The organism is Actinotignum inguinis, assembly GCF_051265835.1.
GTDB lineage: Bacteria > Actinomycetota > Actinomycetes > Actinomycetales > Actinomycetaceae > Actinotignum > Actinotignum timonense.
This window is the reverse complement of record NZ_JBOZDP010000002.1, coordinates 77,999-103,025: the sequence shown is the minus strand read 5'-3', so window position 1 is coordinate 103,025 and position 25,027 is coordinate 77,999. Positions and strand designations below refer to the sequence as shown.

22 protein-coding genes and 1 other RNA gene are annotated in these 25,027 nt (G+C 58.9%); 7 read left to right on the top strand and 16 right to left on the bottom strand.

The features are described from left to right. Nucleotides 1-88 precede the first annotated feature (88 nt). On the bottom strand, nt 89-373 hold the full coding sequence (locus tag ACRQFC_RS01690) for an HU family DNA-binding protein (RefSeq protein ID WP_087070911.1): 285 nt from the start codon (nt 371-373) through the stop codon (nt 89-91). A 217-nt stretch (nt 374-590) separates the two neighbouring features. On the opposite strand from ACRQFC_RS01690, the gene mprF reads away from it, so the two are divergent. Continuing rightward, nucleotides 591-3,299 carry a bifunctional lysylphosphatidylglycerol flippase/synthetase MprF gene (gene mprF / locus ACRQFC_RS01685; RefSeq protein ID WP_284900965.1) on the top strand — a complete coding sequence of 903 codons (2,709 nt, stop codon included), beginning with the start codon at nt 591-593 and terminating at the stop codon, nt 3,297-3,299. Then, the gene (locus tag ACRQFC_RS01680) at nt 3,299-3,775 is read left to right on the top strand and encodes a hypothetical protein (RefSeq protein ID WP_284896653.1); all 477 of its coding nucleotides are present in this window, start codon (nt 3,299-3,301) and stop codon (nt 3,773-3,775) included. Before mprF ends, ACRQFC_RS01680 begins: the two co-directional genes overlap by 1 nt. On the opposite strand, the gene ACRQFC_RS01675 is transcribed toward ACRQFC_RS01680, so the two are convergent. From ACRQFC_RS01675 to ACRQFC_RS01655, 5 genes are all read right to left on the bottom strand, one after another. Then, on the bottom strand, nt 3,761-4,987 hold the full coding sequence (locus ACRQFC_RS01675) for a hypothetical protein (RefSeq protein WP_284896655.1): 1,227 nt from the start codon (nt 4,985-4,987) through the stop codon (nt 3,761-3,763). The two genes, ACRQFC_RS01680 and ACRQFC_RS01675, sit on opposite strands and share 15 nt — an antisense overlap. 157 nt (nt 4,988-5,144) lie before the next feature. Next, the gene (locus tag ACRQFC_RS01670) at nt 5,145-5,975 is read right to left on the bottom strand and encodes a hypothetical protein (protein WP_284896657.1); all 831 of its coding nucleotides are present in this window, start codon (nt 5,973-5,975) and stop codon (nt 5,145-5,147) included. Nucleotides 5,976-6,079: 104 nt separating this feature from the next. After that, nucleotides 6,080-6,949: a class C sortase gene (locus ACRQFC_RS01665; RefSeq protein WP_284896659.1), complete on the bottom strand. Its 870-nt coding sequence runs from the start codon at nt 6,947-6,949 to the stop codon at nt 6,080-6,082. Between the two features lie 86 nt (nt 6,950-7,035). Continuing rightward, complete coding sequence (locus tag ACRQFC_RS01660; RefSeq protein WP_284896661.1) at nt 7,036-8,508, bottom strand: SpaH/EbpB family LPXTG-anchored major pilin; 1,473 nt, start codon at nt 8,506-8,508, stop codon at nt 7,036-7,038. Nucleotides 8,509-8,640: 132 nt separating this feature from the next. Next, a complete protein-coding gene (locus tag ACRQFC_RS01655) occupies nt 8,641-11,379 on the bottom strand; it encodes an MSCRAMM family protein (protein ID WP_410374531.1) in 2,739 nt (912 codons plus the stop codon). A 490-nt stretch (nt 11,380-11,869) separates the two neighbouring features. On the opposite strand from ACRQFC_RS01655, the gene ACRQFC_RS01650 reads away from it, so the two are divergent. Continuing rightward, on the top strand, nt 11,870-12,292 hold the full coding sequence (locus tag ACRQFC_RS01650) for a DoxX family protein (protein ID WP_284896664.1): 423 nt from the start codon (nt 11,870-11,872) through the stop codon (nt 12,290-12,292). A 136-nt stretch (nt 12,293-12,428) separates the two neighbouring features. Next, nucleotides 12,429-12,800 carry a PH domain-containing protein gene (locus ACRQFC_RS01645; protein ID WP_284896666.1) on the top strand — a complete coding sequence of 124 codons (372 nt, stop codon included), beginning with the start codon at nt 12,429-12,431 and terminating at the stop codon, nt 12,798-12,800. Nucleotides 12,801-12,997: 197 nt separating this feature from the next. Here the strand turns inward: ACRQFC_RS01645 and ACRQFC_RS01640 are convergent, their stop codons facing one another. Then, entirely contained in the window at nt 12,998-14,074 is a 1,077-nt protein-coding gene (locus ACRQFC_RS01640; protein ID WP_284896668.1) for an inositol-3-phosphate synthase, read from the bottom strand. 233 nt (nt 14,075-14,307) lie between these two features. Continuing rightward, entirely contained in the window at nt 14,308-15,324 is a 1,017-nt protein-coding gene (locus ACRQFC_RS01635; RefSeq protein WP_284896670.1) for a Cna B-type domain-containing protein, read from the bottom strand. Nucleotides 15,325-15,563: 239 nt separating this feature from the next. Between ACRQFC_RS01635 and ACRQFC_RS01630 the strand changes: the two genes are divergently transcribed. The 3 genes from ACRQFC_RS01630 (at nt 15,564) to ACRQFC_RS01620 (ending at nt 18,720) form a co-directional block, all read left to right on the top strand. Continuing rightward, nucleotides 15,564-16,610, top strand: coding sequence for a hypothetical protein (locus tag ACRQFC_RS01630; protein WP_284896671.1), 1,047 nt, complete (start codon nt 15,564-15,566; stop codon nt 16,608-16,610). Nucleotides 16,611-16,746: 136 nt separating this feature from the next. Continuing rightward, nucleotides 16,747-17,709, top strand: coding sequence for a YxiH-YxzG fusion protein (locus tag ACRQFC_RS01625; RefSeq protein WP_435734631.1), 963 nt, complete (start codon nt 16,747-16,749; stop codon nt 17,707-17,709). Between the two features lie 93 nt (nt 17,710-17,802). Then, nucleotides 17,803-18,720, top strand: coding sequence for a hypothetical protein (locus tag ACRQFC_RS01620; protein ID WP_284896675.1), 918 nt, complete (start codon nt 17,803-17,805; stop codon nt 18,718-18,720). A 157-nt stretch (nt 18,721-18,877) separates the two neighbouring features. On the opposite strand, the gene ACRQFC_RS01615 is transcribed toward ACRQFC_RS01620, so the two are convergent. From ACRQFC_RS01615 to ftsE, 8 genes are all read right to left on the bottom strand, one after another. After that, nucleotides 18,878-19,678 carry an ImmA/IrrE family metallo-endopeptidase gene (locus tag ACRQFC_RS01615; RefSeq protein WP_284896676.1) on the bottom strand — a complete coding sequence of 267 codons (801 nt, stop codon included), beginning with the start codon at nt 19,676-19,678 and terminating at the stop codon, nt 18,878-18,880. Continuing rightward, nucleotides 19,675-20,016: a helix-turn-helix domain-containing protein gene (locus ACRQFC_RS01610; RefSeq protein WP_284896677.1), complete on the bottom strand. Its 342-nt coding sequence runs from the start codon at nt 20,014-20,016 to the stop codon at nt 19,675-19,677. The genes ACRQFC_RS01615 and ACRQFC_RS01610 overlap by 4 nt, the downstream gene beginning before the upstream one ends. Before the next feature lie 91 nt (nt 20,017-20,107). Further along, nucleotides 20,108-20,481, bottom strand: a transfer-messenger RNA (tmRNA) gene (ssrA, locus tag ACRQFC_RS01605). A 114-nt stretch (nt 20,482-20,595) separates the two neighbouring features. After that, the gene (gene smpB / locus ACRQFC_RS01600) at nt 20,596-21,126 is read right to left on the bottom strand and encodes an SsrA-binding protein SmpB (RefSeq protein ID WP_026429507.1); all 531 of its coding nucleotides are present in this window, start codon (nt 21,124-21,126) and stop codon (nt 20,596-20,598) included. Nucleotides 21,127-21,141: 15 nt separating this feature from the next. Beyond that, a complete protein-coding gene (locus ACRQFC_RS01595) occupies nt 21,142-21,897 on the bottom strand; it encodes a hypothetical protein (RefSeq protein WP_284896678.1) in 756 nt (251 codons plus the stop codon). Nucleotides 21,898-21,979: 82 nt separating this feature from the next. Continuing rightward, a complete protein-coding gene (locus tag ACRQFC_RS01590; RefSeq protein WP_284896679.1) occupies nt 21,980-23,293 on the bottom strand; it encodes a murein hydrolase activator EnvC family protein in 1,314 nt (437 codons plus the stop codon). Nucleotides 23,294-23,379: 86 nt separating this feature from the next. Further along, entirely contained in the window at nt 23,380-24,294 is a 915-nt protein-coding gene (ftsX, locus tag ACRQFC_RS01585; RefSeq protein WP_026429510.1) for a permease-like cell division protein FtsX, read from the bottom strand. Then, complete coding sequence (gene ftsE / locus ACRQFC_RS01580; protein WP_026429511.1) at nt 24,294-24,986, bottom strand: cell division ATP-binding protein FtsE; 693 nt, start codon at nt 24,984-24,986, stop codon at nt 24,294-24,296. The genes ftsX and ftsE overlap by 1 nt, the downstream gene beginning before the upstream one ends. Between the last annotated feature and the right edge of the window lie 41 nt (nt 24,987-25,027).

Sequence of the window (25,027 nt, the reverse complement as noted above, 5' to 3'; positions counted from 1 at the left end):
CGGCAGCGCCGTCGTACCTCAACACGCCCCTACACAAGAATCGCCTCCCCGGCAAAACCGAGGAGGCGATACTCACAAGCAACTCAGGCTACTTGTTGGACACAGCCTTCTTGAGGTTGGATCCAGCCGAGATCTTCACGCCGAAACCGGCGGGAATCTCGATTTCTTCACCGGTGCGGGGGTTGCGGCCCTTGCGGGCGGCGCGCTCGGTGCGCTCCACGGAGAGCAGGCCGGTGATCTTCACGGCTTCGCCCTTGGAAAGCGAATCGACGAGCACTTCCTGGAGCGCGGCGATCACCTTATCGGCATCGGACTTGGACAGGCCGGAACGGTCGGCGATAGCTGCGATGAGCTCTGTGCGGTTAACGGACATGAAAATACCTCTCGATATCTGTTCAGGTACATGGCTCATAAGAACCACTAAGCAAAAATGTAGCGGAAACTGGCGCCAAAGTGAGAATTTTCTGCGAAATCGCCGCGTGTCGGTTAAGACATACATCACAACTCCCTCCAATTTGCACAGTTGTCACAGGATTTGCGCACCCGAACCGCACCCGTTGGCCGGCACGAATGCCTGGCTTAAGGGCATAATGAGAAAGGTTCAGGAAGCCCCCGGGCCGGTCAGCGCCGCGAAAGTGAGCACGCGGGCCGGGGTGTCGTCGTCGAAGAAAGGTTCCCCGGTGTCGCGACTTGTCGCCTTCATCCGCTCCCACCCCCGCCCCTTCAAAATCGCTTTCTACGTGCTGGTGATCGCCGGCGTGGCGGCCGTGGCTCACAGCCAGCTCAAGGAGCTGAGCGGTGAACAGATGGCGAAAGTGCTCAGCTCGACACCTCCGATTATCCTCGTGGAGCTGGTGGCCCTCGGTTTTCTGGCTTTTACCGCCACCGGTATTTATGACATCTTCGCCTCCCGGCATTTCGGGGTGGAGATCCCGGTGGGAACCGCCGCGAAAATCGGGTGGATCGCCCAGGCTTTTAATAATTTTGCGGGGCTGGGCGGGCTGACCGGCGGGGCGATTCGCTCGCGCTACTACAAGCGGGCCGGGGCCTCCACCAAAGCCGCCGTGGATGCGAGCGTTGCGGTATGGGCCGCGAACCTGCTCGGGCTGTTCGCCATGCTGCTAGCCACCCTGCCTTTCGCCTTCCGCTACGACGGGCGTTTCCTGGTGGTACCCGTGGTGGCCTGCCTGTATATCCCGGTGTATTTCCTGGCTGGCAAAGTGCATTTCTGGAAGATTGACTTGCGCACCACCGCGATCGGCACCCAGAATTTCCGGCAGAAACTCCAGATGCTTTTTGCTTCCGTTGCGGATTGGCTGGCCGCGGCGGTGTTCTTCTGGATTTGCGTGCGCACGTTCCTGGGTGAGGTTTCTTTCGTGCAGGCCGTGTTTGTGTACGCCACCGCCACCCTGGTGGGCCTGCTCAGCTTCATTCCGGCCGGCCTGGGAACCTTCGATCTCACCGTTATTGTGTTCTTCCAGCACCTCGGTTTTGATTCTTCGACCCTGGTGCTCGCGATTATCGTCTACCGCGTCACCTACTACGCGCTGCCGTGGCTGGCGGCCACCGTGTACTGGCTGGCCGAATACGCCTACCCGCGCCTGGGCCTGGAGGATCGCGAGAAACGCGAACGCTGGCTCATTAACGCGCTTTCCACCGGCGTGGTGATTCTGGGGATTTTCTCCATCGTCAATGCTTTCGCGCCCTCGTTTTACGCGCGGGTGGCGCTGCTGCATGTCTTCCTCCCCCACGAAATGATTCGCTCCTCGCGTATTGTTTCGCTGCTGGTGGGGATTATGCTGCTTATTTTGGCGCGCGGGGTGCGCCAGCGGGTGAGCCGCATTTTCCCGATTATTTTGATTCTGTTGGGCGTGGCGGCGGTGGCCTCGGTGGCGCGCGGCCTGGATACCGGCGCAATTATCGTCATTATTCTTTTCGCGATTTTGCTCTACCTGGCGCGCGGGGCTTTCAACCGCGACCCGCTCCCCTTCGAATGGCGTTCTTTCGCGTTTTCCGCGGTCATCGCGGTGGGGATCCCCCTCGGAATTTTCGCCTGGCGCTGGATCCACGGCGCCCCGCAGGCGCACGTATACCCCACCGCCCACGCGCTGCTCACCGGTGTGAGCATGATCTGCTTCGTTTCCCTCATTTCCCTCGCGCTGCTTTTCTCGCGTTCACGCGCCCCGCATTTTGAGCTGCCCCCCCCGGATGACGTGCATCGTTTCGAAACGTTCATGAGCGAGCACAATGCCGGTAATGCCTTCACGCATCTTTTCTATCTGGGCGATAAGCAGGTCTTTTATTCTTCGAACGGGCGCGCGGCGCTGCTCTACCGCCCCTACCGTTCCTCCATGCTGGTGCTCGGCGATCCCTTTGGGGACGAGGCCTCCTTCGAGGAGCTCTTCGAGGAGTTCGTGACCTACGCCGATGAACACGGCTGTTCGGTGGCGATTTACGAGATCGCGGATATTTACCTGGGGGCCTGCGCGAATATCGGTTTCTCCTTCGTGAAAATCGGGGAGGACGCCACCGTGGACCTGGCCACCTACTCCAATGTGGGCAATAAGGGCAAGGTGTTCCGGCGCATGCGCAACCGCATGGGCGAAAAAGGCACGCATTTCGAAGTGCATTTCCCGCCTTACACTCCCGAATTCATCGGGGAGCTGCGCGAAGTTTCGGATGCCTGGCTGGGCAAACGTTCCGAAATGGGCTTCTCCCTCGGTTTCTTCGACGCCTCCTATATTGGTCGCACCCCGGTGCTGCTGGTGCGTGGGGAGGAACGTATCGAAGGATTCGCGAGCCTCATGCCGATGGCGCCGGGGGTTGCGTCCGTGGACCTCATGCGCATTCGCCCCGACGCGCCGGGCGGCACCATGGACGGCATTTTCGTTTCGCTGATCGAATGGGCGAAAGAAAACGGCTACACCCATGTGAACCTGGGGATGGCGCCCATGTCCAATACGGGCACCACGCGTTTTTCGCGGGCGCGCGAAAAGGTGGTGCGCGTGATCTACGACTTCGGCGACCGCCTCTACAATTTCAAGGGCCTGCGTTCCTACAAGGAAAAGTTCAAGCCGCGCTGGCAGTCCCGCTATCTTGCGTATACAGGAACGACGGCGCTCACCCCCACCATCCTGGGACTCCTCGACGTGATTCAGCATCCGGACCGCAGCCGCGGGGCGATTCCGCTGCAATGGAGCCTGCCCGCGCCCTGCTCTAGTGAGGGCGACGACGCCGCAGCTGCCGTTCCGGCAGCTGATACTCAGGCCGCCAGTGCGGCTGGAAAGAAAGGTGCCTGATGGCGAAGCGGCCCTCGATGCGTAATCCCGAAACGCCGATGGACGAATTTGGCACGGTTGTGCTGCGCCGGGCCACGCAGAACGTGCGCAGCAAGCTGGTGGCTGATCCGGAGCGGCATAAATCCGAGCTCGCGGCGGCTGAGCGGCGCGATGCGGATGATCAGGTGCGTGAGCTTTTCCCGGATGCCCGGATTTGGTACCTGGAGGCCCGGCCGAGCCACTACCGGTTGAAGGCAGCCGGCTTCTTTGTACTGAGTGTGCTGGATTTGGATGTGTATCGCGGCTGGTTGGATGGCCCGCATCCGCGTGCTTTCTACCTGGTAGAACAGGGCAGGCTCCAGCTATTGGTGCGGGTCAATGAGTTTTATCTTGACGCGATAGCGCTTCCTTCGCCGCCCGCGCCGGTGAGCAAGCGGCGTTTCATCATCGGGCGGGATGAGTTTCTGCGCAATACCGAGGTGTCAAGCGCAAGTTAAATCTGGACGACGGGAAGTAGTAAACTCGGCCCGGAGTTCCTGGCCCTCGCCGGTTGCCCGCACATTCACCTCGCCAAGAAGCTCCGCCCCAGCCGGCACGGTATCCGTGGTCGCGGGAGCGTTACGCCCAACATAATAGGCACGCGCCGTATACACCACGGGAGTCTGATCCAACCACTTCCCATCACCATACGACTTATCCACGCTCGTGGTGAGAGTATCGGAAATCTTCCCATCCAGGTTCACCGGGCGAGTATCTACCTGGGAAACGCCGGCAGGCTGGAAGTCGAAAAGAACACGCCACGTGTTACCAGGAGCGATATAGAACTTGGGGTCCTGTGCAGTCGGAACCTGGGTGGTCGTCTGGCTACCGGGAACTAGCAGCGCGATAATTTCATCGCGCGGCATCTCGTACCGAGTAGTTACTCGTGCTTCACCATTCCCTGTGGACTTCCATTCAAGAGTGATCGGCCCAGATTGGGTCACACCAGAGTATTCCTGAGTGCCCGTCTCCTTAAAGACGATGGGGCCAGAAAGCGTGGCGGTGAAGTGCCGGTCGGCAATCCAGCCGCCGTTGTTTGCACGCAAACCAATGTTTTCGATAACGCCTTCCATCTGGCCCGCGCCCTGCCCCTGTGCGGACTCATAGGAATGCACACCGGAATCGCGGGCAAGCTTGGCCATATTGCGGGCATGGCGGTCGATAACCGGGATACCAGAGCTCACGTCACGGATAAGCTGAGCCACGTTACTAGCCGCGTCAGGCCCAGATTCCAGATTCACATGCACCAGGTAAGCCACAGCAGCCAAAACATTACGGTCCCTACTCATCTGGTTCTGGTCGATAATCCAGGCAAGCTGAGCGGTAGTCAAGCTAAGCTCGTCATCTTGCCCAACATCCCTGGTTTCCACCAGGTGGGAGACCTGGACTACCTTATTGGGGCCTGGTGCCATCTCGGTGAGATCGATGCACCAAGCCGGGATATTCGGGTCCCCGCCTTGTGGGGCCTTGAGCGCGGCCAGGCGGTAGCGCCAGCCGCTGGGCGCTTTGAAATCAACCCCCGATTCATCAAAGAAAACGTCGTCGCCCTTGATGGGGATACCTCCGTCAGCCCTTGCAGCACCGGAAACAAACATGCTTCCGAGCCCCAAAGTGAGTACTGCTAGGAAAACGCCGAACATGCGCCCTAGCTGAGAGAACTTATGCCTCATGGCTATAAGATCCTTCCCTTATCGTCATGTCAAGCACCCGGATGGGTACTTCACATACGTAGTGTGCGCTAACGTCGCCATTTCATGAGGGAGCGCCCCACTCATATGAATGGGGCGCTTTTTGGCTGCGCAGAGACGTAAGGGAAAAGATTTCGTCTTAGTCGTTGGGGCGGTAGTGGTTAGTCTTTTCAGTCGTACCGTCGGAATACTGGACAACAAGGTAACAATCTGTGTCAGATGTTCCGGCAGGCATACTGCACTCCCAGTACCCTCCGACCACGGTCCGCTCCGGTGCCGCAGGTGCCGATGCAGCAGCTTCCTCCACCGGCGCAGGTGCAGCAGGCTCCGGAGCCTCATATGCAGGTTCAGAGTAACCAGAATCAGCGTTCCCGCCACCAGTGCCGTGAGACGAGCCGCCAGCGGGGGCAGGTACCTGCATGGCCTCACCATTACCAACAGGTGCCGGCGCAGCCGGTGCCTCGGGTGTGGCGTGGCGTGCCTTGACGGCTTCAACCTTGACCTTCGCCTCGGGCAGCTTTAGATCGCCCTTGCGCAGGCTGTCGCATTCGGGGTCGAGGTGGAGTGGGCACTCCTTGTCCAGGTAGGCAGCTGTGGCGTTCGCCTGCTCGGTAGCCATCTTCTTGGAAAGTTCGGCCAACTCACCCGCGAGCTTCTCCCGCTTAGCAGCGGCCTCTTTTACCTTGGCCGCGTCCTTGCCCGGCTTTTCAGCCAGCCCGGCCTTAGCGTCAGCAACAGCCTTTTCCATGGCTGCGCAGGTGTCCTTGTTGCCGCCGTTATCGGTGCAGCCAGCGGTATCAACGGTAGAAACCACCTTTTCCAGGGCGGTACCAGCCTTGGTGTAGGCGGCGGTAGCTTCATCGAGGGCTTTCGCGCTGTTGTTATGGGCAACAACCGCCCACAGGCCAGCCCCCAGGAGCACTACTGCCATAACGCCGGCAATAATCACCGCAATCTTTTTCCGAGACACGTCTATTCCTTCGCATCCGTACACTGACTTTTGGCTATAGCATAACCGTCAAAGCTATTCTTGGGCCTTTCGCCATCACCGTGTACTAACGAATGCTCGGAAGATTATTTCCCCTGCTTGGCGCGGCGCCGTTCTTTCCACGTCATGCGCCCGAGCACTCCGATAGTGCCCAACACCGCCACGCCGTAAGCAATGGCGAACCACGGGAAGCGCGGCAGGTCAGAGGGCTTATTCGCGGCTTTCACGTCTGCCACCGGGGTGGGGATAATACGCTCCCCCGTCAGCAGAATGCGATGGGAGTTAATGCCGAGCGGGGTGCAGGTCACCAAGGTAACGAGGTCTTTTCCTTCTTCGACTCGCAGGGTATCGGTATCTTCCGGGGCCACCACTTTGGTATCCCGAACGCGATAGGTGAGTACGTCACCGAACACTTCAATGGTGAAGGTATCGCCCACATTGACCTTATTGAGGTCGGTGAACATGCGTGCGTTGGCGAGGCCGCGGTGTGCGGTGATAACGGCGCGGGTGCTCGGCCCACCTACCGGCAGCGAGGTGCCTTCCAGGTGGCCGGCCGCACGGTTAAGGACCTCATCTGAGGTGCCGTGGTAGACAGGCAGATCAACGTCGATATTAGGGATGCGGAGCCGGGCCATGAGGCCTTCGGAGTCCGCGGCAAGGATTTTTTCGTATGGCCAGATGCCGTCCGCGGCGGTGGTGTCGCCGGTGCCGGTGGCTTTGCGTTCGTTGGCTTCCAGGATTGCGCCGGCGTTGAATGCTTCGTTATAGGCGTGCGCGGCGGCGAGCTGGGTTTCTTTATCGGGCTGGGCGGTGGCGATTTGATCGGAGTACGCGCCGGTGATTTTGGATTGCTCGTATTGGGAGAGCCAGGCGGCGGCGTGCGGGTACACCAGTAGGGTGAGGCCGAGGATAACGAGGAGCCCGATGAGGTAGGGCAGCAGCAGGTTTTTCTTCATGAGATACAGACCCGGGTGGGGAGGTACCAGATGGCACCTCCCCACCCGTTCGGTAGGCCGCGTAGGTTACGCGGTCAGTTCTGTGCTTAGGCGTTCACCGCGCGGTTGCGGCGAACCTGAGCGACGGTCAAGCCACCAGCAGCACCCAGGAGCGCGAGGCCACCCAGGGTGAGCATGAGCTGGCCGGCAGCACCGGTCAGCGGCAGGTTCGGACCCTCATGCTTGGTGTTGTCGATGGTCAGCATGACATTAGCTGCAACGCCCTTGTGGACGGTAACTTGCTTCACTTCAGTGCTGATCACGTAACCGGCCGGAGCCTTCTTTTCCTTGAGGAAGAAGTCCTTCTGATCCGCGTCACCAAGAACCAGGCCCGGGAAGCGGACCTTACCATCAGCATCGGAGGTCGCAGTTGCGATTTCGTTGGTACCGTTGGTCGCATCTTCCTGCGTCGCGTAAACAGCGAAGACGGCGTCCTTCAGCGGCTTCTGGTTGTCCTTGTCCTGCTTGAGAACGAGCAGTTCACCGATCTTCACCTTACGATCACCAGGAGTCTTATCGACGCCCGGGGTGTGATCATTGACGATGGGACCGAAGGAGTTGGGGATCTCACCGTTAGCCGGGAGTCCGGTGATCTTGGTCGAAAGCTCAACCTTGAATTCCTGGCCAGCCTTGACCTTGGCTAGGCCCTGCGCGGTCAGCTCAATGGTGACCTTCTGACGATCAGTAACGTCAGTGTCACCCTTAGTCTCGTTCGTGACCGTCACGGTGTAATCAGCTTCGGCAAGAACAGTGTCGCCGAGGGAGACCTTAGCACCGGTGTACTTGAGATGCGCATCAAGGAGGTCTTCCATCCCGATGCGCTTGTAGGTTTCGTCCTTTGCCAGCGCCGGAACTGCGTACTTAATATCCCACTTGACGGTATCGCCAATCTTGCGAGCGTCAGCGTCATTCAGCTTCTTGGTACCGTCGTCAGCCACAGTGTTCTTCGGGTAGGCGTGAACATCGTAAATCCACTCGGCCTTGTTATCTGCCTTCGAGGGGAAAGGAATGGAAACGAAGAAAGGCTGAGCCTTCTCAATCACATTGTTGTTGCCAACACTGCCTTCACGAACGAGGTAGACACCAGCGGCAAGATTGGCGAACTTCGTAACTCCACCGGCCGCGGTGGTCTGCTTCGTTTCAGCACCCAGGGTGTAGTTCTGGCCGTCAGCCGTTGCTTGGTTGGAGCCTTCGGTGTAGGTGAGCTTCGAGATCTTTGCCCAGTCCTCGGGCTTCTTCAGATCGATACCCTGCACAGGCTGCAGGATAAACTCAACACCTTCGAGGGCTTCCGCAGCGGCGGGAACATCCGTGATCTCACGGCCGTTATTCGGCTTGTCCCAAGCCGGGTTCTTGTACTTATGAACAGTGATGGAACCCTTAGTGTCGAGGTTCGGATTGCCGAGCGCATCGGCAGCGGGGACAGCGTGGGCCCCGGGTGCGAGCACCAGACCGGCCGCGCCGAGGAGGGCGGTGATCAGGGCGGCGAGCACCGCGCGGATAGATTTCTTCAGCTGCATGGTAGTCCTCTCCGTGATTGCAGCACATATTGCTTCAATTAGTTGTGTGGTTATATTTGCCCGAAGGGCGGCGGTAGCTACGCGGCGTTACCCGCGCAGATAGTTCTCAGTGGTTGAGCCTTTATTCCACGCTCACCCCCGGTTTCGCCGTCTGATCATCACGATGCTCACCAGGAGCACAGCTCCCCCGAGCACCGCGAAACCTGCCGTGCGGAACGCGCTATCACTCCACCCACCGGTGAGTGGAAGCGGCGGTGCCTCACGAAGCTTGTTGTAAATCGCGCCGAGATTCAGTTCCACGGGTTCGTTACGGTCATTCGTGACCGTGGTGGCGCCCACCTCCACGGTTTTCACCTCGGTGGTCTTCACGTAGCCCAGCGGCGCGGTCTTTTCTTCCAGGGTGTAGGTACCCCAGGGCACGTTCTCCAGGCGGAATTTGCCCGGGCGCGGATCCTGATCCTGCCAGAGCCTGGTGGCTGGGCACGCCTGCGCGGTCTCCCCCACGCAATCGCTCACCTCGAAAGGCCGCCCGGCTTGATCACGCACCGTCCAGACGGATCCCTTGAGGTACTTCTCTGACCCGGTTTCCTTCTTCTCCCAGACGATGGTGCCACGCACACGATCATTCTTAATAATGACCGGGGGATTCTGCTGCTTGGTTGTCACAACCTGCGGTGCGCCAGCAGGCCGGTAACCGCGCGGAGCGGACTTTTCATCCACCACGTAGCGCCGGCCAATGAGCACATTGTCCCACCTGGCACGGCCGTATTGATCCGTGGTGCGCTCGCCCTGGCGCGGCTCGCCAGCATCGCAGCGTCCGTTCCCGTTGGTATCCTCGCACAGGTCGAAAACGGCACCGGGCAGCGGATCACTATAATCCGCATCTTGCTTCTGGATGGTCAGCGAAGTTACCTTCGGGCTATTCAACACCGAACACGTGAGATTCCCGTTCACAGCGGGCGAGGTCACTTCCCCGAGGAAAGCACCGCCTTCCTCGCGTTGCCCGTTCACCCGGACATTCCGCCCCAGCTTGTCCGTGCAGCTCCACACTTTGTTGTAGTCACTGAGCGACGACGCCGAACCGCCGGCCATCTGCTCCTTGAGCACATACACGCGATCCCGGCCACGCAGCATCTTGCGCGTCGGCGTTTGGGGACCATCGGCTTGGCCCGTCGTCGTAACAGATTCGGAATACGGGGCGCCGCCCAGTGGATTCGTGCCCGGGGTTTTCTCCGCCACGGTCACTGTGAACTGGTCGCGCTCATTCAGGCGCTTGGTAATGTTCTTCTCCGCACTGATGGTGGGAAGATCCGCACAGCCTTCCAGATCGACGATGAACTGATCAGCCCACTGGCCGTTGTACATATCGTTAGCGGCCGGGTCAGGCGTCTTGAAGACGGGCTTGCCGCCGTTCTTCACTTCGCCGGAAATGATATCGACTTCGTAGATCGCGCTGCGCGCAAAGCCGCCGCGCCCATTATTAGCACCCGGGTTCTGCCCGGTATAGCGCCCAGAGATATAGAACGAACCGTTGGAGCCCGCAGCGAGCCCGCCGGGCTCAAACATCATGATATTCATGTGGAAAGAGCGAATGAGCTGGGCCGGCAGCTCCGGGAAATTCTTATTGCGGATTGTATTGAGATTGATTTGCGGATTGCGGGCATTATTCGCGGTCGCGAACTGCCCTGCCGCAATAGCATTATTGTAGGCAGCCTGGAAATCTGCGGCATCGATACGATCAATGCGCATCTGGGTCAAGCCGGAAAAATCGCGACCCTGGTTATTGAGGCGCCCCTCCGCGGAACCCGCCAGTAGATAAAGATTACCGTCCTTATCGAAAATCATGTCGGAGAAAACCGCGGAGGACAGACTGCTGGAGCTCAGGTAACCAAGAGTCACCAGGCGCTTGGTAGCCGGGTCGAACACCATGAGCTTGCGCTTCGACTTGTAATTGGGGCCAGCATTTGCGGTGTCACCGATGAGGACGTACTTACCGTCCGGCGACATCGTTCCGCCCTTGATCGGCATTTGCGGATTAATGATCTGGTAACGCTCAAGGTTTTGGTAGCCCTTGTCCCCGGTATTGCTGATGCGCCCGTGGCTAATCCACGTATTCGGGTTTGTTCCCGGCTGGGTAGAACCCTGGAACTCGGCATGCCACATGGAACCGTCCGCGGCGATGGCCAGGGCATCGTAGCCGAGATTGCGGCCCGCGCCGGTATCCTTCTTCCATTCCACGCGGCCCACCGGTTCGGAACCGAGCTGGCCGTTGGGCTGGAAAGTAATCCGGTTGATTTCGCCTTTACCGGAGCCCATCGAGTAGAAACCACGGCCGGTGCACTGCTCCATGCGGCTCGGGGCCACATTGCGCGGCGCGAAGCGGCTCGGCGGCGCGGCGAGCGGGCTAGCCGAGCCATCCCGCGGGGTGCCTTCCGGCTGTTCCAGAATGCCGAGCTGTTCGCGCCAGCTCTTCTGCGCCCGGTCCAGCGGAGTGGTGGTATCGGTTGCGCCCGCAGCGTTCGGATCGGCATCCGGTGCCGGAGTGGTTTCTTGGTTGCCGCCTGTTGCGCTTGCGTTGCCTTCTTCGGTCGCGTTTTCTTCGGTGGCGCCTTCTGCTGTGGCGCCTTCTTCGGTGGAGGCCGACGGCGCAGCCGGGCTGGCGGACTCAGGCTGCGCAGGATCCGCGATGAGGATGCCGGGTTCCGGAGCTTCCGAGGTGGGCTGATCGCTGGCATCTTGAGCGGTGGCGATGCCAGGGGTGGGATGAGGCGCCGGGGTGCCCGAAAATGGGAGACCCGTGGCGTGGCTGGTCATGAGTACGGCCACGATCGTTGCAACCGTTGCCGGTATCACCCGAAAATTCACGCTCATCCTGTCCATTACACGAAGAATTGATCACCGGAAGTGGTTGATCAGCCCGCCGTATAACTAATAGTTATCAATCGCCTTAACAAGCTACGGGAGGAACTACCTACTGTCCAGTAGCTTGAAATGTGATTCATCTCCGACGAAGTTCCCAGACGGCTTCCAGCCTGAAAATATTTTGCAAATCTTTACACTTGGAAAATTGGCGTACTATGGCGCGAAAAATCCCCGAAAATGGCCCCCCCCCCCCGCATTTTTTCGCGTCAACGTAGCATGGCGACTTCTAGGACCCTTGACCCACATCGTTGATTTGAAATGAATTTTCACCGATTAGTAAAGAATTTTATGTTATGAGCGCCACATGAAAATTGACGAAAAGTACGCGATGTGTTCATGGTTGTCTAGCGACAAATTTGGCGCGGTAAGCGGCGCTAATCCCTCGCGCTTGTTCGCGAAATAATTGAATACAGCCTCATGCCAGGTCTACGATCAAATTATGTCACGCAAAGATCCCCAGCTTCTTACCGGCCTCCTCGCCGGTATGGGAGCCCTGCACTTCATCGTTCCCGAGCCCTTCGATTCCATCATCCCGCCCCAACTTCCCGGGGAGGCGCGTGCCTATACGCTGGCCTCCGGGGTGGCGGAATTGGTAACGGCCGGACTCATTGCGCATCGCCGCACCCGTAAACTCGGCGGAGCGGCGGCCATCGCACTGTTCCTCGCTGTTTTCCCAGCGAATATCAACATGGCCTACCAGTGGCGGGATAAGCCATGGTCGCTCAAAGCGATTGCCTATGGCCGGCTCCCCCTCCAGGCCGTGCTTATTAAGCAGGGGTGGAATGTTATGAAGGTGGCGGATGCGGAAAAGCCGGATGCGGAAGCTGGCGCGAAGGCGGATGCCGCGGCGGCGAATCATTAAAAAACGGTGATGGCGCGAGCGGCTGTAGGCCGGTGAGCTGCGGCGTCGTACCTATCTGCGCGGACGCGAGCTGTGCGAAAATTGTTGCACAACTGCACGCAACGGTGTTCGCACCGCTCAACGCAAAGGAGCAAGCATGGAAGCTGCGCGGGTTGCCGCCTGGGTATTCATGGAAGAAACCCCGATCCCGGCCGATGTTGCCGATCTACTCACCGAAGGCGAAGAGCCGTACGCCGCCTATAAGACGCTACGCGATAGCGCGATTTTCACCTCGAAACGGCTGATCGTGCGCGATGCGCAGGGCATTACGGGCAAGAAGGTGGAGATTTATTCGCTGCCGTATAAGGCCATCCAGATGTGGTCGAGTGAAAATGCCGGGAAAATTGATATCAGCGCGGAGATTGAGATGTGGACGCTGGCCGGGCATATCAAGATTAGCCTGGGGCGCCATATCGACGTGCGGCGCATCGATAAACTCATTGCTCAGTGCGTGCTGGGGGCGCGGTAGGGCGCGGTAGGTGCTCGTAGCCGCGGGTCCGTGGCTACTTTTTGTCGAGCGTTTGGAGAATGTGCGTGGCGGCCGTTCCTGGTAGGAGAAACGGCCGCTACGTTTGTTTCGGTGAGGGGCCGGAGACGCCGGGAACGCCGGGCGCTGAGGCGGGCCCGGCTCGATAGCGGGCCGGGCTTAACGCCATCTAGCCAGGCTTAGCGCTCCACTTCCCCGCGGATGAAGGCTTCCACCGCTGCGCGGGCTTCCTCATCGGGGCGCTGCTGCGCCGGCGACTTCATGAAATAGGCGCTGGCGGAGAGCAGCGGGCCACCGATACCGCGGTCGAGGGCGATCTTGGCGGCGCGGATTGCGTCGATGACCACACCGGCCGAATTTGGGGAATCCCAGACCTCGAGCTTGTATTCCAGCTTGATCGGGATATCGCCGAAATTGCGGCCTTCCAGGCGCACGAAAGCGAATTTGCGGTCCTCGAGCCAGGGCACCCAATCGGAGGGGCCCACGTGGATATCGTGCGGGTCGAGGTGCTGGGTGATATTGCTGGTGACCGCCTGGGTTTTGGAGATTTTCTTCGACTCCAGGCGCGAGCGCTGCAACATATTCTTGAAGTCCATATTGCCGCCCACATTGAGCTGGTAGGTGTGGTCGAGGGAAATCCCGCGCCCCTCGAAAAGGCGGGCGAGCACCCGGTGGGTAATGGTCGCGCCGATTTGGCTCTTAATATCATCGCCCACAATCGGCACGCCCGCGTCCGTGAACTTCTGGGCCCACTCCGGGTTGGAAGCAATAAAAACCGGCATGCAATTAATCATGGCGACGCCGGCATCGAGGGCGGCCTGCGCGTAGAACTTCGCGGCCTCTTCGGAGCCGACCGGGAGGTAGGAGACCAGCACATCGGCCCGCGCTTCCTTGAGCGCAGCCACCACATCAACGGGCTCGGCGTCGGATTCGGTAATAGTGGCGCGGTAGTACTCCCCCAGGCCATCCAGCGTGGGGCCACGCAGCACCTCCACCCCGGTTGGTGCCACATCGCAGATTTTAATTGTGTTATTTTCACTGGTGTTGATCGCGGTGGCCAGGTCAGCGCCGACTTTCTTGGCGTCGACGTCGAAGGCCGCGACGAACTCGATATCGCGGATATGGTAATCGCCAAATACCACGTGCATAAGGCCCGGGACCGTTTCGCTTTCAGATGCGCCGTGGTAGTAAGTGACGCCCTGCACCAGCGAGGACGCACAATTACCTACTCCCACAATGGCAACGCGAATCGACATACGGTTACTCCTTTGTAGTTATTGATGAAACGTGATTGTTTTTTCAGCCATCGGTGCGGCGGGCGCCGCGGTGAGCGAGACTGAACGGGGCACCTGCGCCCCCATCACCAAGCCACTATGGCACTTAAATGTGCATTTGTGAAGAGACCTTGCGGGTGGATGGGAGTGGGGGGGCGACTTTTTGGCGTCGCCGCCCCACGATGAGTCACATTAATGTGCTGAGTCCGCGGTGCTTAGCTGCGCCGTCGTACCACCATCACTCCTCCCGCTGCCAGGCACGCGAGGCCAGCCAACGTCACGGCCGGGCCGGCCATGGACGTTCCCGTTTTCACGAGCCGCTCACGCGGCGTGGGGGTTGTTGTGGGAGTAGGAGTTTGAGAGGGCGTTGGCGGCGTTGTTACGGGTGGAGTCGTTGCCGGCGGTGTCGGCGGAGTCGTTTCCGGAACCGACGGGGTCGGGGTCGGCGTGGGAGTGGGCGGCACGATTGAGTTCGTCACCACGAAGCCATCCGTCATATTGCCCGTCACGGCCGTGGTATACCCGTCAACAGACTCCTCCACAATCGTGTAGTTGATGAGGTAGCCTTCCGCGCACTTGTCCACTTCAGCGAAGGTTGCCTTCCAGCCTTCCGCCGCGCCAACAGTCTTACGAGCAACTTCCTTGCCGTCCCCTAGCAGCACGAAAGTGATGTTCTCCGGGCGGATCTGCTTGGCGTTATCGTTATCCTGCCAGGCCTTCGTTGCCGAGACATCGGTGGCCAGGGTGTTCGTAAACTTGAGGGTGCCATCCGGGTTCATGCCCACGTCACTGCGATACCCGGGCGTGGGAATTTCGGTGATATTGTACTCGACTTCGTTATCCGTCCAGGTGCCCGCGAGCTCATACTTGGGGACCCTGAAAGTGAAATTCCAGTCATCAACCGTTGATGGGTAATTGACGACCTCGAATTCAATCTTGTTCGCTTCATAACGTGGATTAATCCAGATCTGTTCACTTCGGTCCTGGTAGACCTTAAACACCGCGTATTTGATCGTTTCCTTCGGCAGGTCCGTTTGTAGCTTGCCTTCGGCATCACGCGTGTACTGCGTTCCCCACAGCTCCAGGGTGATGAAATCCGGGTGTTCCTTCGCCGGGCACTCTATCCGTGCGGCCGGACTATCGGCTGGTTGCGCTTGCGCAGAGGATGCAATCCCCAGCAAAGCCAGAAGGAGCGCTACCGCTGCAGCACCGAGTTTTCGCATATACGTCATCTTCGTCCTCCCTTCATCAGCTCAGCCGTACCCGGGCACGGGACATCATCATCACCGCATTCCGGCCGCGAAAAGGCGTGTTTTCTTGTTTTCGCGCGGCTGCTTGTTTCATCCTCGCCCATCGAAAACGTGACGTGCGGGCTCTAGGTCCCGCACTTTAAAAACGACGACGCAGCCACCTCCCCCACCAGCCCATATGCCACGATGGCGCGGAAAAATTGATTATGAGAAACTGGGGTATGTCCCAAGAAATGCGCATCGTCATGCCTAAATATCAAGCCACGCTGGAACCGCCGGTTATCGGAGCTGCGCTTGTGGAGGCCTCTATTAGCTACGACGGTTTACCGGTGGCGATCTGGAGCACTGACGAAGATTGGGATAAGTTTTTCGGGCGGTCAAACGGCGGTTGTAGCCCCAACGCATATGTCGATGGAGTGGTTGATGCCCTGCTAACGCGGCATAATACCGACGGCAAGATTATCCAAAAAACACCTATTTTTCGATTCCCGGTTTGCTTCCCCAGTATCCAATCCTTACCTTCGGGAGCCTTTCTTATTGTCGGAGGGCGATGCCGGTGGCATAAAAAGGAGAACCGCGCTGACCACAATGCTTTCATCTACAACTTTGAGGGCAAGCTAATCAGAAGCGGAACCGTGGGGGACGGTATAGAGGAGGTTCAAGCGCTGAGCGATGGAACCTTCTGGACCAGCTACTTCGACGAAGGTATTGGCGGAAACTTTGGTTGGGGTTCACGATTTCCAAGCGATGACCCCGACCTGCACTATCACGACCCAATTGGGCGTACCGGATTGGTTCATTGGAATAGTGAGCTGAAACAAATCTGGTCCTACCCCACCATGGAAGAACTACGCCCGCGATTCGGTGATCGAGGCGCTTTCTACGCAACGATGTTCCACGTGTCCTCCATGAACTTTGACGTGGATCGGACGGTTGTTCTCCCAAGTACATCGTGTTCCATCATTACTATTGAAAATCACGAAATTACCAGATACGTCGACACCCAAGGAGAATTCGAGGGGGTACCCGGCGTAGCAATCTCCGGTGACCGCGTCCTTATTTGGTCCTGGCGTGGTAAACCGATCATCACACTCATTGATATCAGCGACGGGTACCGAGTAGTTGAGAACTGTGAGCTACGCTATCCGAAGGAATTCGATACCGACTCGTACTCATCTTCGAATTACATCGGACCTGCCATCCACTGTATTGATGAGGATGGCGTCTGGATAACCCTGGATATCAACGACGTGTGGCCGGATGAGTAGCGTGAGCGGTGCGGCATCGTCGTACCTTAGCGTGAAAAAGTGAAGCGAGGGAAACTAAAGCATGGCTGAAGAAATGCGCGTTATCACGCCCCGGTACCAAGCAACTCTGCAACCGCCAGTTAAGGGAGCTGTGCTTGTGCAAGCCTCCATTAGTTATCACGGGTTGCCGGTAGCTATCTGGAGCGATGCAGAGGGATACGCGCGCTTCTTTGAACGTAACGAGAATTTTCCGCGGGTTTTCGTTTCCGAAGAAGCGGACGCGATTTTCGCGCTGCACAATGCTGATGGGACAGTGCGCATCGCATCGGCGCCCGTTGATCTTCCAGTCTCAGTTCCAGATATTCAATACTTGCCTGACGGCACGTTCCTCGCCGTCGGAGCGCGATGCCGGTGGTCCAGCGACCGGCATGAAGCCACGCACAATGCCTATATCTATACAGTGGACGGGGAGCTGGTGCGATCCGGGGTGCTCGGTGATGGCATCCAAGATGTTCAGGCCCTCAGCGATGGCAGCATCTGGACAAGTTATTTTGATGAGGGAATTCTTGGTAACTTCGGCTGGGATTTCGGAGTCCGCGGGGAGAAAAGCGGCGAGGCGGAGAACCTCGCGATTGGATTTTGTGGGCTCTGCCGCTGGAATAGCAAACTGCAAGCGGAATGGCTGTATCCTGACCGGCACGATGTGGAACCGGAGTTCGGTGAGGAGCTGGCCCGCCTGACCTTTATTGCCGATTGCTATGCCATGAACTGCACCGATGAGCAGACGATCATTTGCCCCTACTCCGACTTCCCACTGGTCACGATAACGGGAGATCGGATTACCCGAATTGTTGATACCCGCAAGGAAATACCGCGGCTGAGAGGTTTGGCGGTTTCAGGAAATCGCGTTCTGGCCTACGGTGATTACCGAGAACCTATCTGCGCCTTTGCAGATATGAGTGACGGCTACCGCGAAATCACCCGCTGCCAGGTACAACACGCGGACGATGCCACGCTTCCGTATTATCCCGCCGGGTCCCGCGGCTCTGCGATCCACTTCATTGACAGCCTGCATCGGTGGTTCGTGCTGGATGTTGATGAGGTGTGGGAGGAAGCTTGAGGCCGGCCTGTTAGATAACGGTGTCGACGCTACATATCACATAGAAAACCCATCGTGATCTAAAATGGAAGAAAATACCTTTTAGGAGTATTTATGCGGCGTCGCCATAAAGATCTCTTCCCACCAGAAGCAGATATTCGTTACTTATCTACTGCGAAACTCAATGGGTTTTGTCTTGGAGCAGAAAAACGAGGATTTGGATTTGGCATCTCCGGGTTGTTGTCACTCAGCTGTTCCAGTAGGAAAAAATCTGAGCGGGAATTACTTTCGGAGGTGTGCCGACATTTACAAAAACTCGGAATTGTTCATGACGAAGAACCTGGAGATCCAGGTACTTATTTTGTGACTCGTTTTCTTGGGCGATGCGGGTTGATGTGGCCAGCTTTTGGGGCGAATCCTGGCCTGCATGACGTAACTTGGTGGCTGGGGCGATCTGAAAACTATAGAGTTTTTGCGTACGGGTCACGTGTGAACCTTCGCGACCAAGGAGGAGCCGCAGAGCGTGAGGAAGCCACTTGGTACCCTTCGGAAGCAAGGGCCTACGAAGAACTCCTCGACACCATCACTGCAGAAGTCCACGGGAACGTGAAAGGGGAAAGCTCAAGTTATGCATTGCGAGAGGCCGCAATATCACACCTCATGGACTACTGTTTCGACGACGCTGTAGAACACGGAAAAACACTTATGTCACAAGCTGTTTACCAAATACTCATGCGCCTTGATGGGGTTGATCTTGAAGACAGTAACCAACCTGTGGTTTACGGAAGCCCTATAGCTGTTGCTCGCGTCCCTGGCATTGTTCCTGGACGGTATTGCACCGGCAAACATCCCCAGCAGATTGACGGCGTTGACGCTACTGCCGTATGGAATGGTAAAGAGTGGGAAAAGCCAAGATGGAGAGACCACCGTGACCCGCGTGCAATGTCTCGCAACCCGTTGACTGGTTTGCCCGCTTTACCGAACGAGGCGCCAACCAGCATCACGAATCTTATTTCACTATCACTCAACTGACACGTGCACGATGAGGTGTCAAGTGGTTGTGAAAACTGGGTACCGCAGAACAACGGAACACTGGTGGTCAGCATCTCGCGTTGACCATCGCTGACACGGCCGCCCGGCTACCGGTATCACCGTAGATTTGCCTAACTGGGATACGATTCAATGTCGCTCACACCTCAGCAGTTAATTCCGCACCGGTATCGTGAGGGGCAGTAGCCTTAACATCTGGCATCTCAACTGGAATGATTCCAGCTGCTCGCAACTCTTTGAGCAGAACGTGGTAATCATTTCTTCCTGTCAGGCGCGCTATAGCGGCCGGGCCAATGGCACCCCATCGATAGCCTTCAATCGCCCGAGCAAGAAGTTTCTGAGGAGCGCGTGGTTGTTGTGCCAGCGCAGCGAGGAGCTTGTATTCGGACAACCATCCAAATTGCGCGGCAAGTGAAGGTGCGGGAATATCGCTCCATTCTTCACATGTACTCTGGTCGATAACACCACTCTCACGAAGCTGACCGGCAGCGTCCGCCGGCGAAACCAGGTAGCTGTGAACAAGATCCGATAACACAGCTAGAGTGGGTTCCTTTCCCTGCGTGACATCAGCTACAGCTTCTGCTGGCATAAGGAAATGCCGAGCGAAAGCATCTGCCTGATCCTCCCGCGGAGTATCTTTCCTCCACTCCTGTGAAGTGCTCATGTGGCGGTCAAGATGCCCTAGCCACAGATGGCCAAGTTCATGAGCAAGCGTAGAACGTAGCTGCATGGGCTGATCCGTACAACCCACCGCAACAAGCCGCTTATTTTCCCAGTCCACCACCATCCCGTGCCCCGGCGCGGCACCAGCAACAAACGCGACACCAACGTTCATAACGCGTTCAAGTAACTGGGTGACGCTGAGAATCGGTGCGGATCCTAAATCGTGTTCCTGGCGGAATTGCGCAGCGGCTTTCCGGGTGATTTCTTCGTTGCTCATGCCGCCTCCGGAATTCCAATATCGTCAAGACGCCGTGCAAGGCCAAGAGCGTAGACAAGGTAATCATAGAGACCCTCAGCGCCCGCGGTGTCCGTACGGCCGGCATAACAGACCTCACTCTGAATGGACTCCGTACCCCGTAGATGATCGACCAGAACTCCGCAGGCATCAGCAATGAGGGAAAGCTCAATAAGAGTTGCAGGGCGTTCCCCCGCCTCTATCCGGTGGATTGTGGATTGAGACAGACCCGAACTTGCAGCTAAATCGCGCTGCGACATTCCCACGCACGTACGCGCGGCAGCGATGCGCTGGCCGATCATAGCTTCACTAGCACTCATACTGAATCATCCTCCCCATAATTTGATTCTATAAGAATTTCCGGGGAAAAGTAAGCACCCGCGCCGGAAAACCGGAGCGGGTGCTCATCATAGGTGGAGATGCCGGGAATCGAACCCGGGTCCGACGATAGCCAAAGGAGTATTCTCCGGGCGCAGTTCGTTGATAGTTGTTTTCGGCTCCAGGGTTCCACACGAACCAGGCCCTGACGAACCTATCTATGTTGGTGTCGCGAGCACGCCCGTAGCAAACGTACTCACCAGTGGCTTTCTCAACGATGCTGAGGTCTAGGCGGAAAGCACACCTAGTTCAGCAGATTTCGCAGGTCGCTTAGCTTAGGCAGCGAGGGCGAAATCGGTGCTCTTGTTCTTGGCACCTATAGGTTGCAGAGAGCGTTATCGAGGTGACTCTACATCCTCGGCCCGCTTCCCTCCGACTAACTACCGCCGTCGAAACCGATCATCCCCGTATGCTGTTATCAAACAGTTCCACCCGCCCGGCATTCAACGCCGGTAACGCGGTGGATTCACTAGTCTACAACGCAACAGCCGCGCGCGCTATTCCCATATTCGTGAGCCCGGCTACCGCACCAGCCCTTCGCGGCGGCGTGCCGCAGACATCGCCCGCTGCGCCTCCCGATCCGCCTCGCGCCGGCGGATTGTTTCGCGCTTATCCCATTCCTGCTTGCCCTTGGCCACCGCGATCTCCAGCTTGGCCAGCCCGCGCACGAAATACAGCTCGAGGGGCACGATCGTATAGCCCTTCGCCTCGACCGCCCGCGCCAGCTTCTCGATCTCCGATTTGTGCAGCAGCAGGCGCCGCTTGCGGGTGGGCGCGTGATTCGTCCACGTTCCCATGGCGTAAATCGGTATATTGATCCCGTGCGCGTACACCTGCCCGCGATCCACCTCAATCCAGCCGTCCACCAGCGAGGCCCGGCCCATGCGCAGCGCCTTCACCTCGGTTCCAGACAGCGACATCCCCGCCTCAAAGGTGTCCTCAATGAAATAATCATGGCGCGCCTTCTTATTGCGCGCGATCACCTGATGCGCATCGGCCGCGGCTTTCGCCTGCTGCGCCGCGCTCAGCTTTCCTTCTTTTTTCTTCGCCACGCGGGCTTCTCCGTTCTAATCCTTGAGTTCGCGCTGATCCGTGATGAGGAACCACACAAAAATCAGGGTTCCGGCCAGCAGCACCACCGCCGGCGCGCTCACGTCCAGCAAATGATCGGTGAAGAACGACGGCGCAGCTGCCGCATCGGTATTCACCGTCAAGGTGATAATCAATCCAATAACAAAAGTAGTCACGCCGGTAGCTACCCCGGCTACCGCGATTCCCCGCCGCGTAGCAATCGTATTAATCATGCGGCGTACCATCGCCAGTACAATGAGCGCCGCGAAACCGACCGCGAAAAGCAGCGTGCCGACCGCGTAAGAAGAATCGGTAATAGCAGCCCGATCCCACACAAACCAGGCAAGCACCAACCCCAGCACTCCGGTGAGCACCTCGTAGGCGGTTGCCTTGCGCTGCCCGCGCGCGTAGCGCTTCTCCAATTGCCGGCGCGAATACTCGCTCACATCAGTTTTCTGCTTCTTCTTCGCCGGCGCGGATGCTTCCACCGAGGTCGAAGCACCTGCGCCCGCGCCAGCCGAAACTACCTTCTCGGTTTCCCCGGGCTGGGTAGCGGCACCGGGCTGGGCAACCGCCCCGGCCGCCCCGTCCGCCCCGGGCTGAGCAGCTCCCCCGGCCGGCTTCTCCGCACTAGGCAAGCTGCCCGGCCGTCGCGGCGTCGTCGTACTAGAAACGCCCGGCGCGGTGTCACGTACGGTTGAGGCTGCGTCGGTGGTGGGAGCGGGATCGGTTGAGCCGTGTGCTTGTGTCATGACATCCTCTTCGTCAACTTCGCGTCAGGCCGCTCCTGGCGCCGGGGCATTCGGCCACGGCGACGCGAACGGGTACGCCGCGCTATTCGTAGAATCCGGGCAGGGACATCGGGTCGATGACCACGCCGTCCTGCCACACCTCAAAGTGTACGTGGCAACCGGTGACCATGCCCGTCATGCCGGTCCAGCCGATCACATCGCCCTGGCCCACGCTCTGCCCCACGGATACATTGAAACCGGAGAGGTGGTTGTACACCACCACGTAGGACGAGCCGTTGATATAGCCGAGGTTGAGGATGACCTGGTTGCCGTGCGTGCCGTTGCCGGAGGCCGGGCGCACCGCCGCGACCACCCCGGCGGCCGCCGCGTATTGCGGATTACCGCAGGCAGAACGCAAGTCCACGCCCTCGTGCATCCACCAGCCGCCGTCGAAGGGATAGACCCGCATCCCGAAGGGCGAAGTCACGTACAGCGGGGCCGGCACGGGCGGAATGAGCGCACCCGAAGCTGCCGGGGGCGCCGCCGGGGCACCTCCCCCACCGCCCTGAGCTGCCGCTTCCGCGGCGCGCCGCCGGTTTTCTTCGTCAATGCGGGCGATCTGCGCGGCGGTATCATCGCGGGCCGCGTTCATGGCCGACAGCGAGTTCTGGAATTCCCCACGCCGGGCCTCCAAAGCCTGGGATTGCTGGGTGACGGAAGCTTCCAGGTCCGCGAGCTCCTTGGTGCGGGCCGCGGCCTGCGCTTCCTTCGATTTCTTTTCCGCCACCGCGGCATCGGCCTGGCTCTTGAGCTGGGAGATCTCCCCCTGCACGGCCTTTTGCCGCTGAGCGCGGGTCCGGTTCGCGGCCGTTGTTTGGGTGACGTCGGTGAGAGTTTGGGATTGTACCCGGGTAATCGCCTGGTTCGCGGAGAGCGCGTTGAAGAAATCCGCGCTCGATTTCGCGCCGATCAGAAGCTCCACGGTGGAAATCCGGTTATCGCCACGATATTCGGAACGCGCAATCTCGCCGAGGTTATCGCGCGTTTCGCTCAGTTTCTTCTCCCCCTGGGCAATCGAGGTGGTGATGGAATCGAGCTCCCCCTCAGCCGCATCCAGGCGCGCGCCAATCTTTTCTTGTTCGCGCTGGGCTGCTGCGGCGTCGTTCTGCGCCTGCAATAACGCGGCCTGCGCCCCGGGGACCTGCGCCTGCGTTTCCTGCAACTTGAGGTAGACGTTCTGCAAATCCACGTCCACGCCCTCGAGCGAGGAACGCAGATTCTCAATTTCGGCTTCCTGCTGTTCTTGCTGGCGGACGAGGTCGTCGCGGTCATCGGCACGCGCCGGCGTCGCTAACCCGGCAACGCCCAGCGCCCCCGCAGCCAGCGCCCCCAACCATCGTCTGCTCCCGATTCTCACCGGTTCACCTTTCCTATGTCCATCTTTTCCAGCGGCCGTACCGTCAGGATTGGCGACGACGCCGCAGCGCCGTCGCCCCACTTTCGCTACACGCGTGCGTACCTGCGCAAAGCGATCCAGGAGGCCAGGCCGGACACCACGACCGAGCCGATAAGCAGCCAGGGCGCTACCTGGAGGGCTTCGCTCACGCCGATCACGCGAATCCACGGCAGCGATTGGGAAATCCAGTCCTCGAGCAGGAATTTCGCTGCCAGCCACAGCCCGCCGACCGCGAAAATCGCGCCGACGAGCGAGGCGATAATTCCTTCGAGGATGAAGGGCAACTCGATGAAGAAATTCGAGGCGCCCACGTAGCGCATAATCCCCGTTTCGTTACGCCGTGACATTGCCGAGAGGCGGATCGTGGTGGGGATGAGGAGAAGCGCCGTGAGGATCATGACCGCGGCCAGCCCGCCGGCAATCGCGGTGAAGCGGTTGAGGGTGGCGAAAACCGGCTCGATTTGTTCGCGCTGGTCGTACACGCTCTGCACCCCGGGGCGGTTGCCGAGGTCTTCCACGAGGACCTGGTACTTTTCCGGGTCGTGCAATTTGACGCGGAAGGAAACCTGCATCTGGTCGGCGGTCACCGTGTCACGCCACACCGAATCGCCCATTTGTTCGCGGTAGTTCGCGAAGGCTTCTTCTTTGGTTTCGAATTCGTAGCGCTCCACCTGGGAGGCGAGCGGTTCGGTGGTCAGGGCGGTATCGATGGCCTTGATTTGTTCGTCGGTGGCTTCGTTACCGGCGCAGGGTTCGGTGGCGTCATTCGCCGCGCACATGAACACCGAGACCTCAACCTGGCTGTACCAATCGGCACGCAGGTGGCTGATCTGGGTTTGGAGCAGCGCGGCCGCGCCCACGAAAAGTAGGGAAACGAAAGTGACGAGGGAAACCGAGGCGGCCATCGCCTTGTTATTGATAAGTCCCTTGAATGTTTGGGACAGGACGAAACGACTGCGCATTAGTGTTGCCCTCCTCCGTACTGGCCGCGATCCTGATCGCGGACGATCACGCCGTTGGCCAGCTCAATGACGCGTTTACGCATCTGGTTGACGACGGTGGCATCATGGGTGGCCATCACCACCGTGGTTCCCGAGCGGTTGATGCGATCCAGGAGGCGCATAATCGACAGCCCGGTATTTTGGTCCAGGTTGCCGGTCGGTTCGTCGGCAAGGAGGATTTCGGGGCGATTGACCATAGCGCGGGCGATGGCCACGCGCTGCTGTTCCCCACCCGAAAGCTCGTTCATGCGGCGGCGTTCCTTGCCGTCCAGGCCCACCATTTCCAGCACTTCCGGCACTTCGGTGCGGATGCGATGGCGGGGCGCGCCGATGACCTGGAGCGCGAGCGCCACGTTATCGTGCACGTTCTTATCGGGAAGGAGCCGGAAATCTTGGAACACCGTGCCGATGCGGCGCCGCAGGAAGGGAACGCGCCGCTGGGAAACAGTGGCGAGATCCTTGCCGAGCACCTCGATTTTTCCGGATGTTGGCCGTTCGGCAACGTTGATGAGCGAAAGCATCGTTGATTTTCCCGAACCGGAGGGGCCCACGAGGAAAACGAATTCGCCGCGGTCAATATCCGCGCTCACCGAGTCCAGCGCGGGTTTCGCGCCCTTCTGGTAGAGCTTCGTCACCTTGGTAAATGTGATCATAAACTTGCCCTTAGATTACTACTATCGTGCTTTACCCTACG

Excerpts from the sequence above, each read along its gene's own strand:
- ACRQFC_RS01690 (WP_087070911.1), bottom strand. The coding sequence starts at position 373 with ATGTCCGTTAACCGCACAGAGCTCATCGCAGCTATCGCCGACCGTTCC.
- mprF (WP_284900965.1), top strand. The coding sequence starts at position 591 with ATGAGAAAGGTTCAGGAAGCCCCCGGGCCGGTCAGCGCCGCGAAAGTG.
- ACRQFC_RS01680 (WP_284896653.1), top strand. The coding sequence starts at position 3,299 with ATGGCGAAGCGGCCCTCGATGCGTAATCCCGAAACGCCGATGGACGAA.
- ACRQFC_RS01675 (WP_284896655.1), bottom strand. The coding sequence starts at position 4,987 with ATGAGGCATAAGTTCTCTCAGCTAGGGCGCATGTTCGGCGTTTTCCTA.
- ACRQFC_RS01665 (WP_284896659.1), bottom strand. The coding sequence starts at position 6,949 with ATGAAGAAAAACCTGCTGCTGCCCTACCTCATCGGGCTCCTCGTTATC.
- ACRQFC_RS01660 (WP_284896661.1), bottom strand. The coding sequence starts at position 8,508 with ATGCAGCTGAAGAAATCTATCCGCGCGGTGCTCGCCGCCCTGATCACC.
- ACRQFC_RS01655 (WP_410374531.1), bottom strand. The coding sequence starts at position 11,379 with ATGAGCGTGAATTTTCGGGTGATACCGGCAACGGTTGCAACGATCGTG.
- ACRQFC_RS01650 (WP_284896664.1), top strand. The coding sequence starts at position 11,870 with ATGTCACGCAAAGATCCCCAGCTTCTTACCGGCCTCCTCGCCGGTATG.
- ACRQFC_RS01645 (WP_284896666.1), top strand. The coding sequence starts at position 12,429 with ATGGAAGCTGCGCGGGTTGCCGCCTGGGTATTCATGGAAGAAACCCCG.
- ACRQFC_RS01640 (WP_284896668.1), bottom strand. The coding sequence starts at position 14,074 with ATGTCGATTCGCGTTGCCATTGTGGGAGTAGGTAATTGTGCGTCCTCG.
- ACRQFC_RS01635 (WP_284896670.1), bottom strand. The coding sequence starts at position 15,324 with ATGACGTATATGCGAAAACTCGGTGCTGCAGCGGTAGCGCTCCTTCTG.
- ACRQFC_RS01630 (WP_284896671.1), top strand. The coding sequence starts at position 15,564 with ATGTCCCAAGAAATGCGCATCGTCATGCCTAAATATCAAGCCACGCTG.
- ACRQFC_RS01620 (WP_284896675.1), top strand. The coding sequence starts at position 17,803 with ATGCGGCGTCGCCATAAAGATCTCTTCCCACCAGAAGCAGATATTCGT.
- ACRQFC_RS01615 (WP_284896676.1), bottom strand. The coding sequence starts at position 19,678 with ATGAGCAACGAAGAAATCACCCGGAAAGCCGCTGCGCAATTCCGCCAG.
- ACRQFC_RS01610 (WP_284896677.1), bottom strand. The coding sequence starts at position 20,016 with ATGAGTGCTAGTGAAGCTATGATCGGCCAGCGCATCGCTGCCGCGCGT.
- ACRQFC_RS01595 (WP_284896678.1), bottom strand. The coding sequence starts at position 21,897 with ATGACACAAGCACACGGCTCAACCGATCCCGCTCCCACCACCGACGCA.
- ftsX (WP_026429510.1), bottom strand. The coding sequence starts at position 24,294 with ATGCGCAGTCGTTTCGTCCTGTCCCAAACATTCAAGGGACTTATCAAT.
- ftsE (WP_026429511.1), bottom strand. The coding sequence starts at position 24,986 with ATGATCACATTTACCAAGGTGACGAAGCTCTACCAGAAGGGCGCGAAA.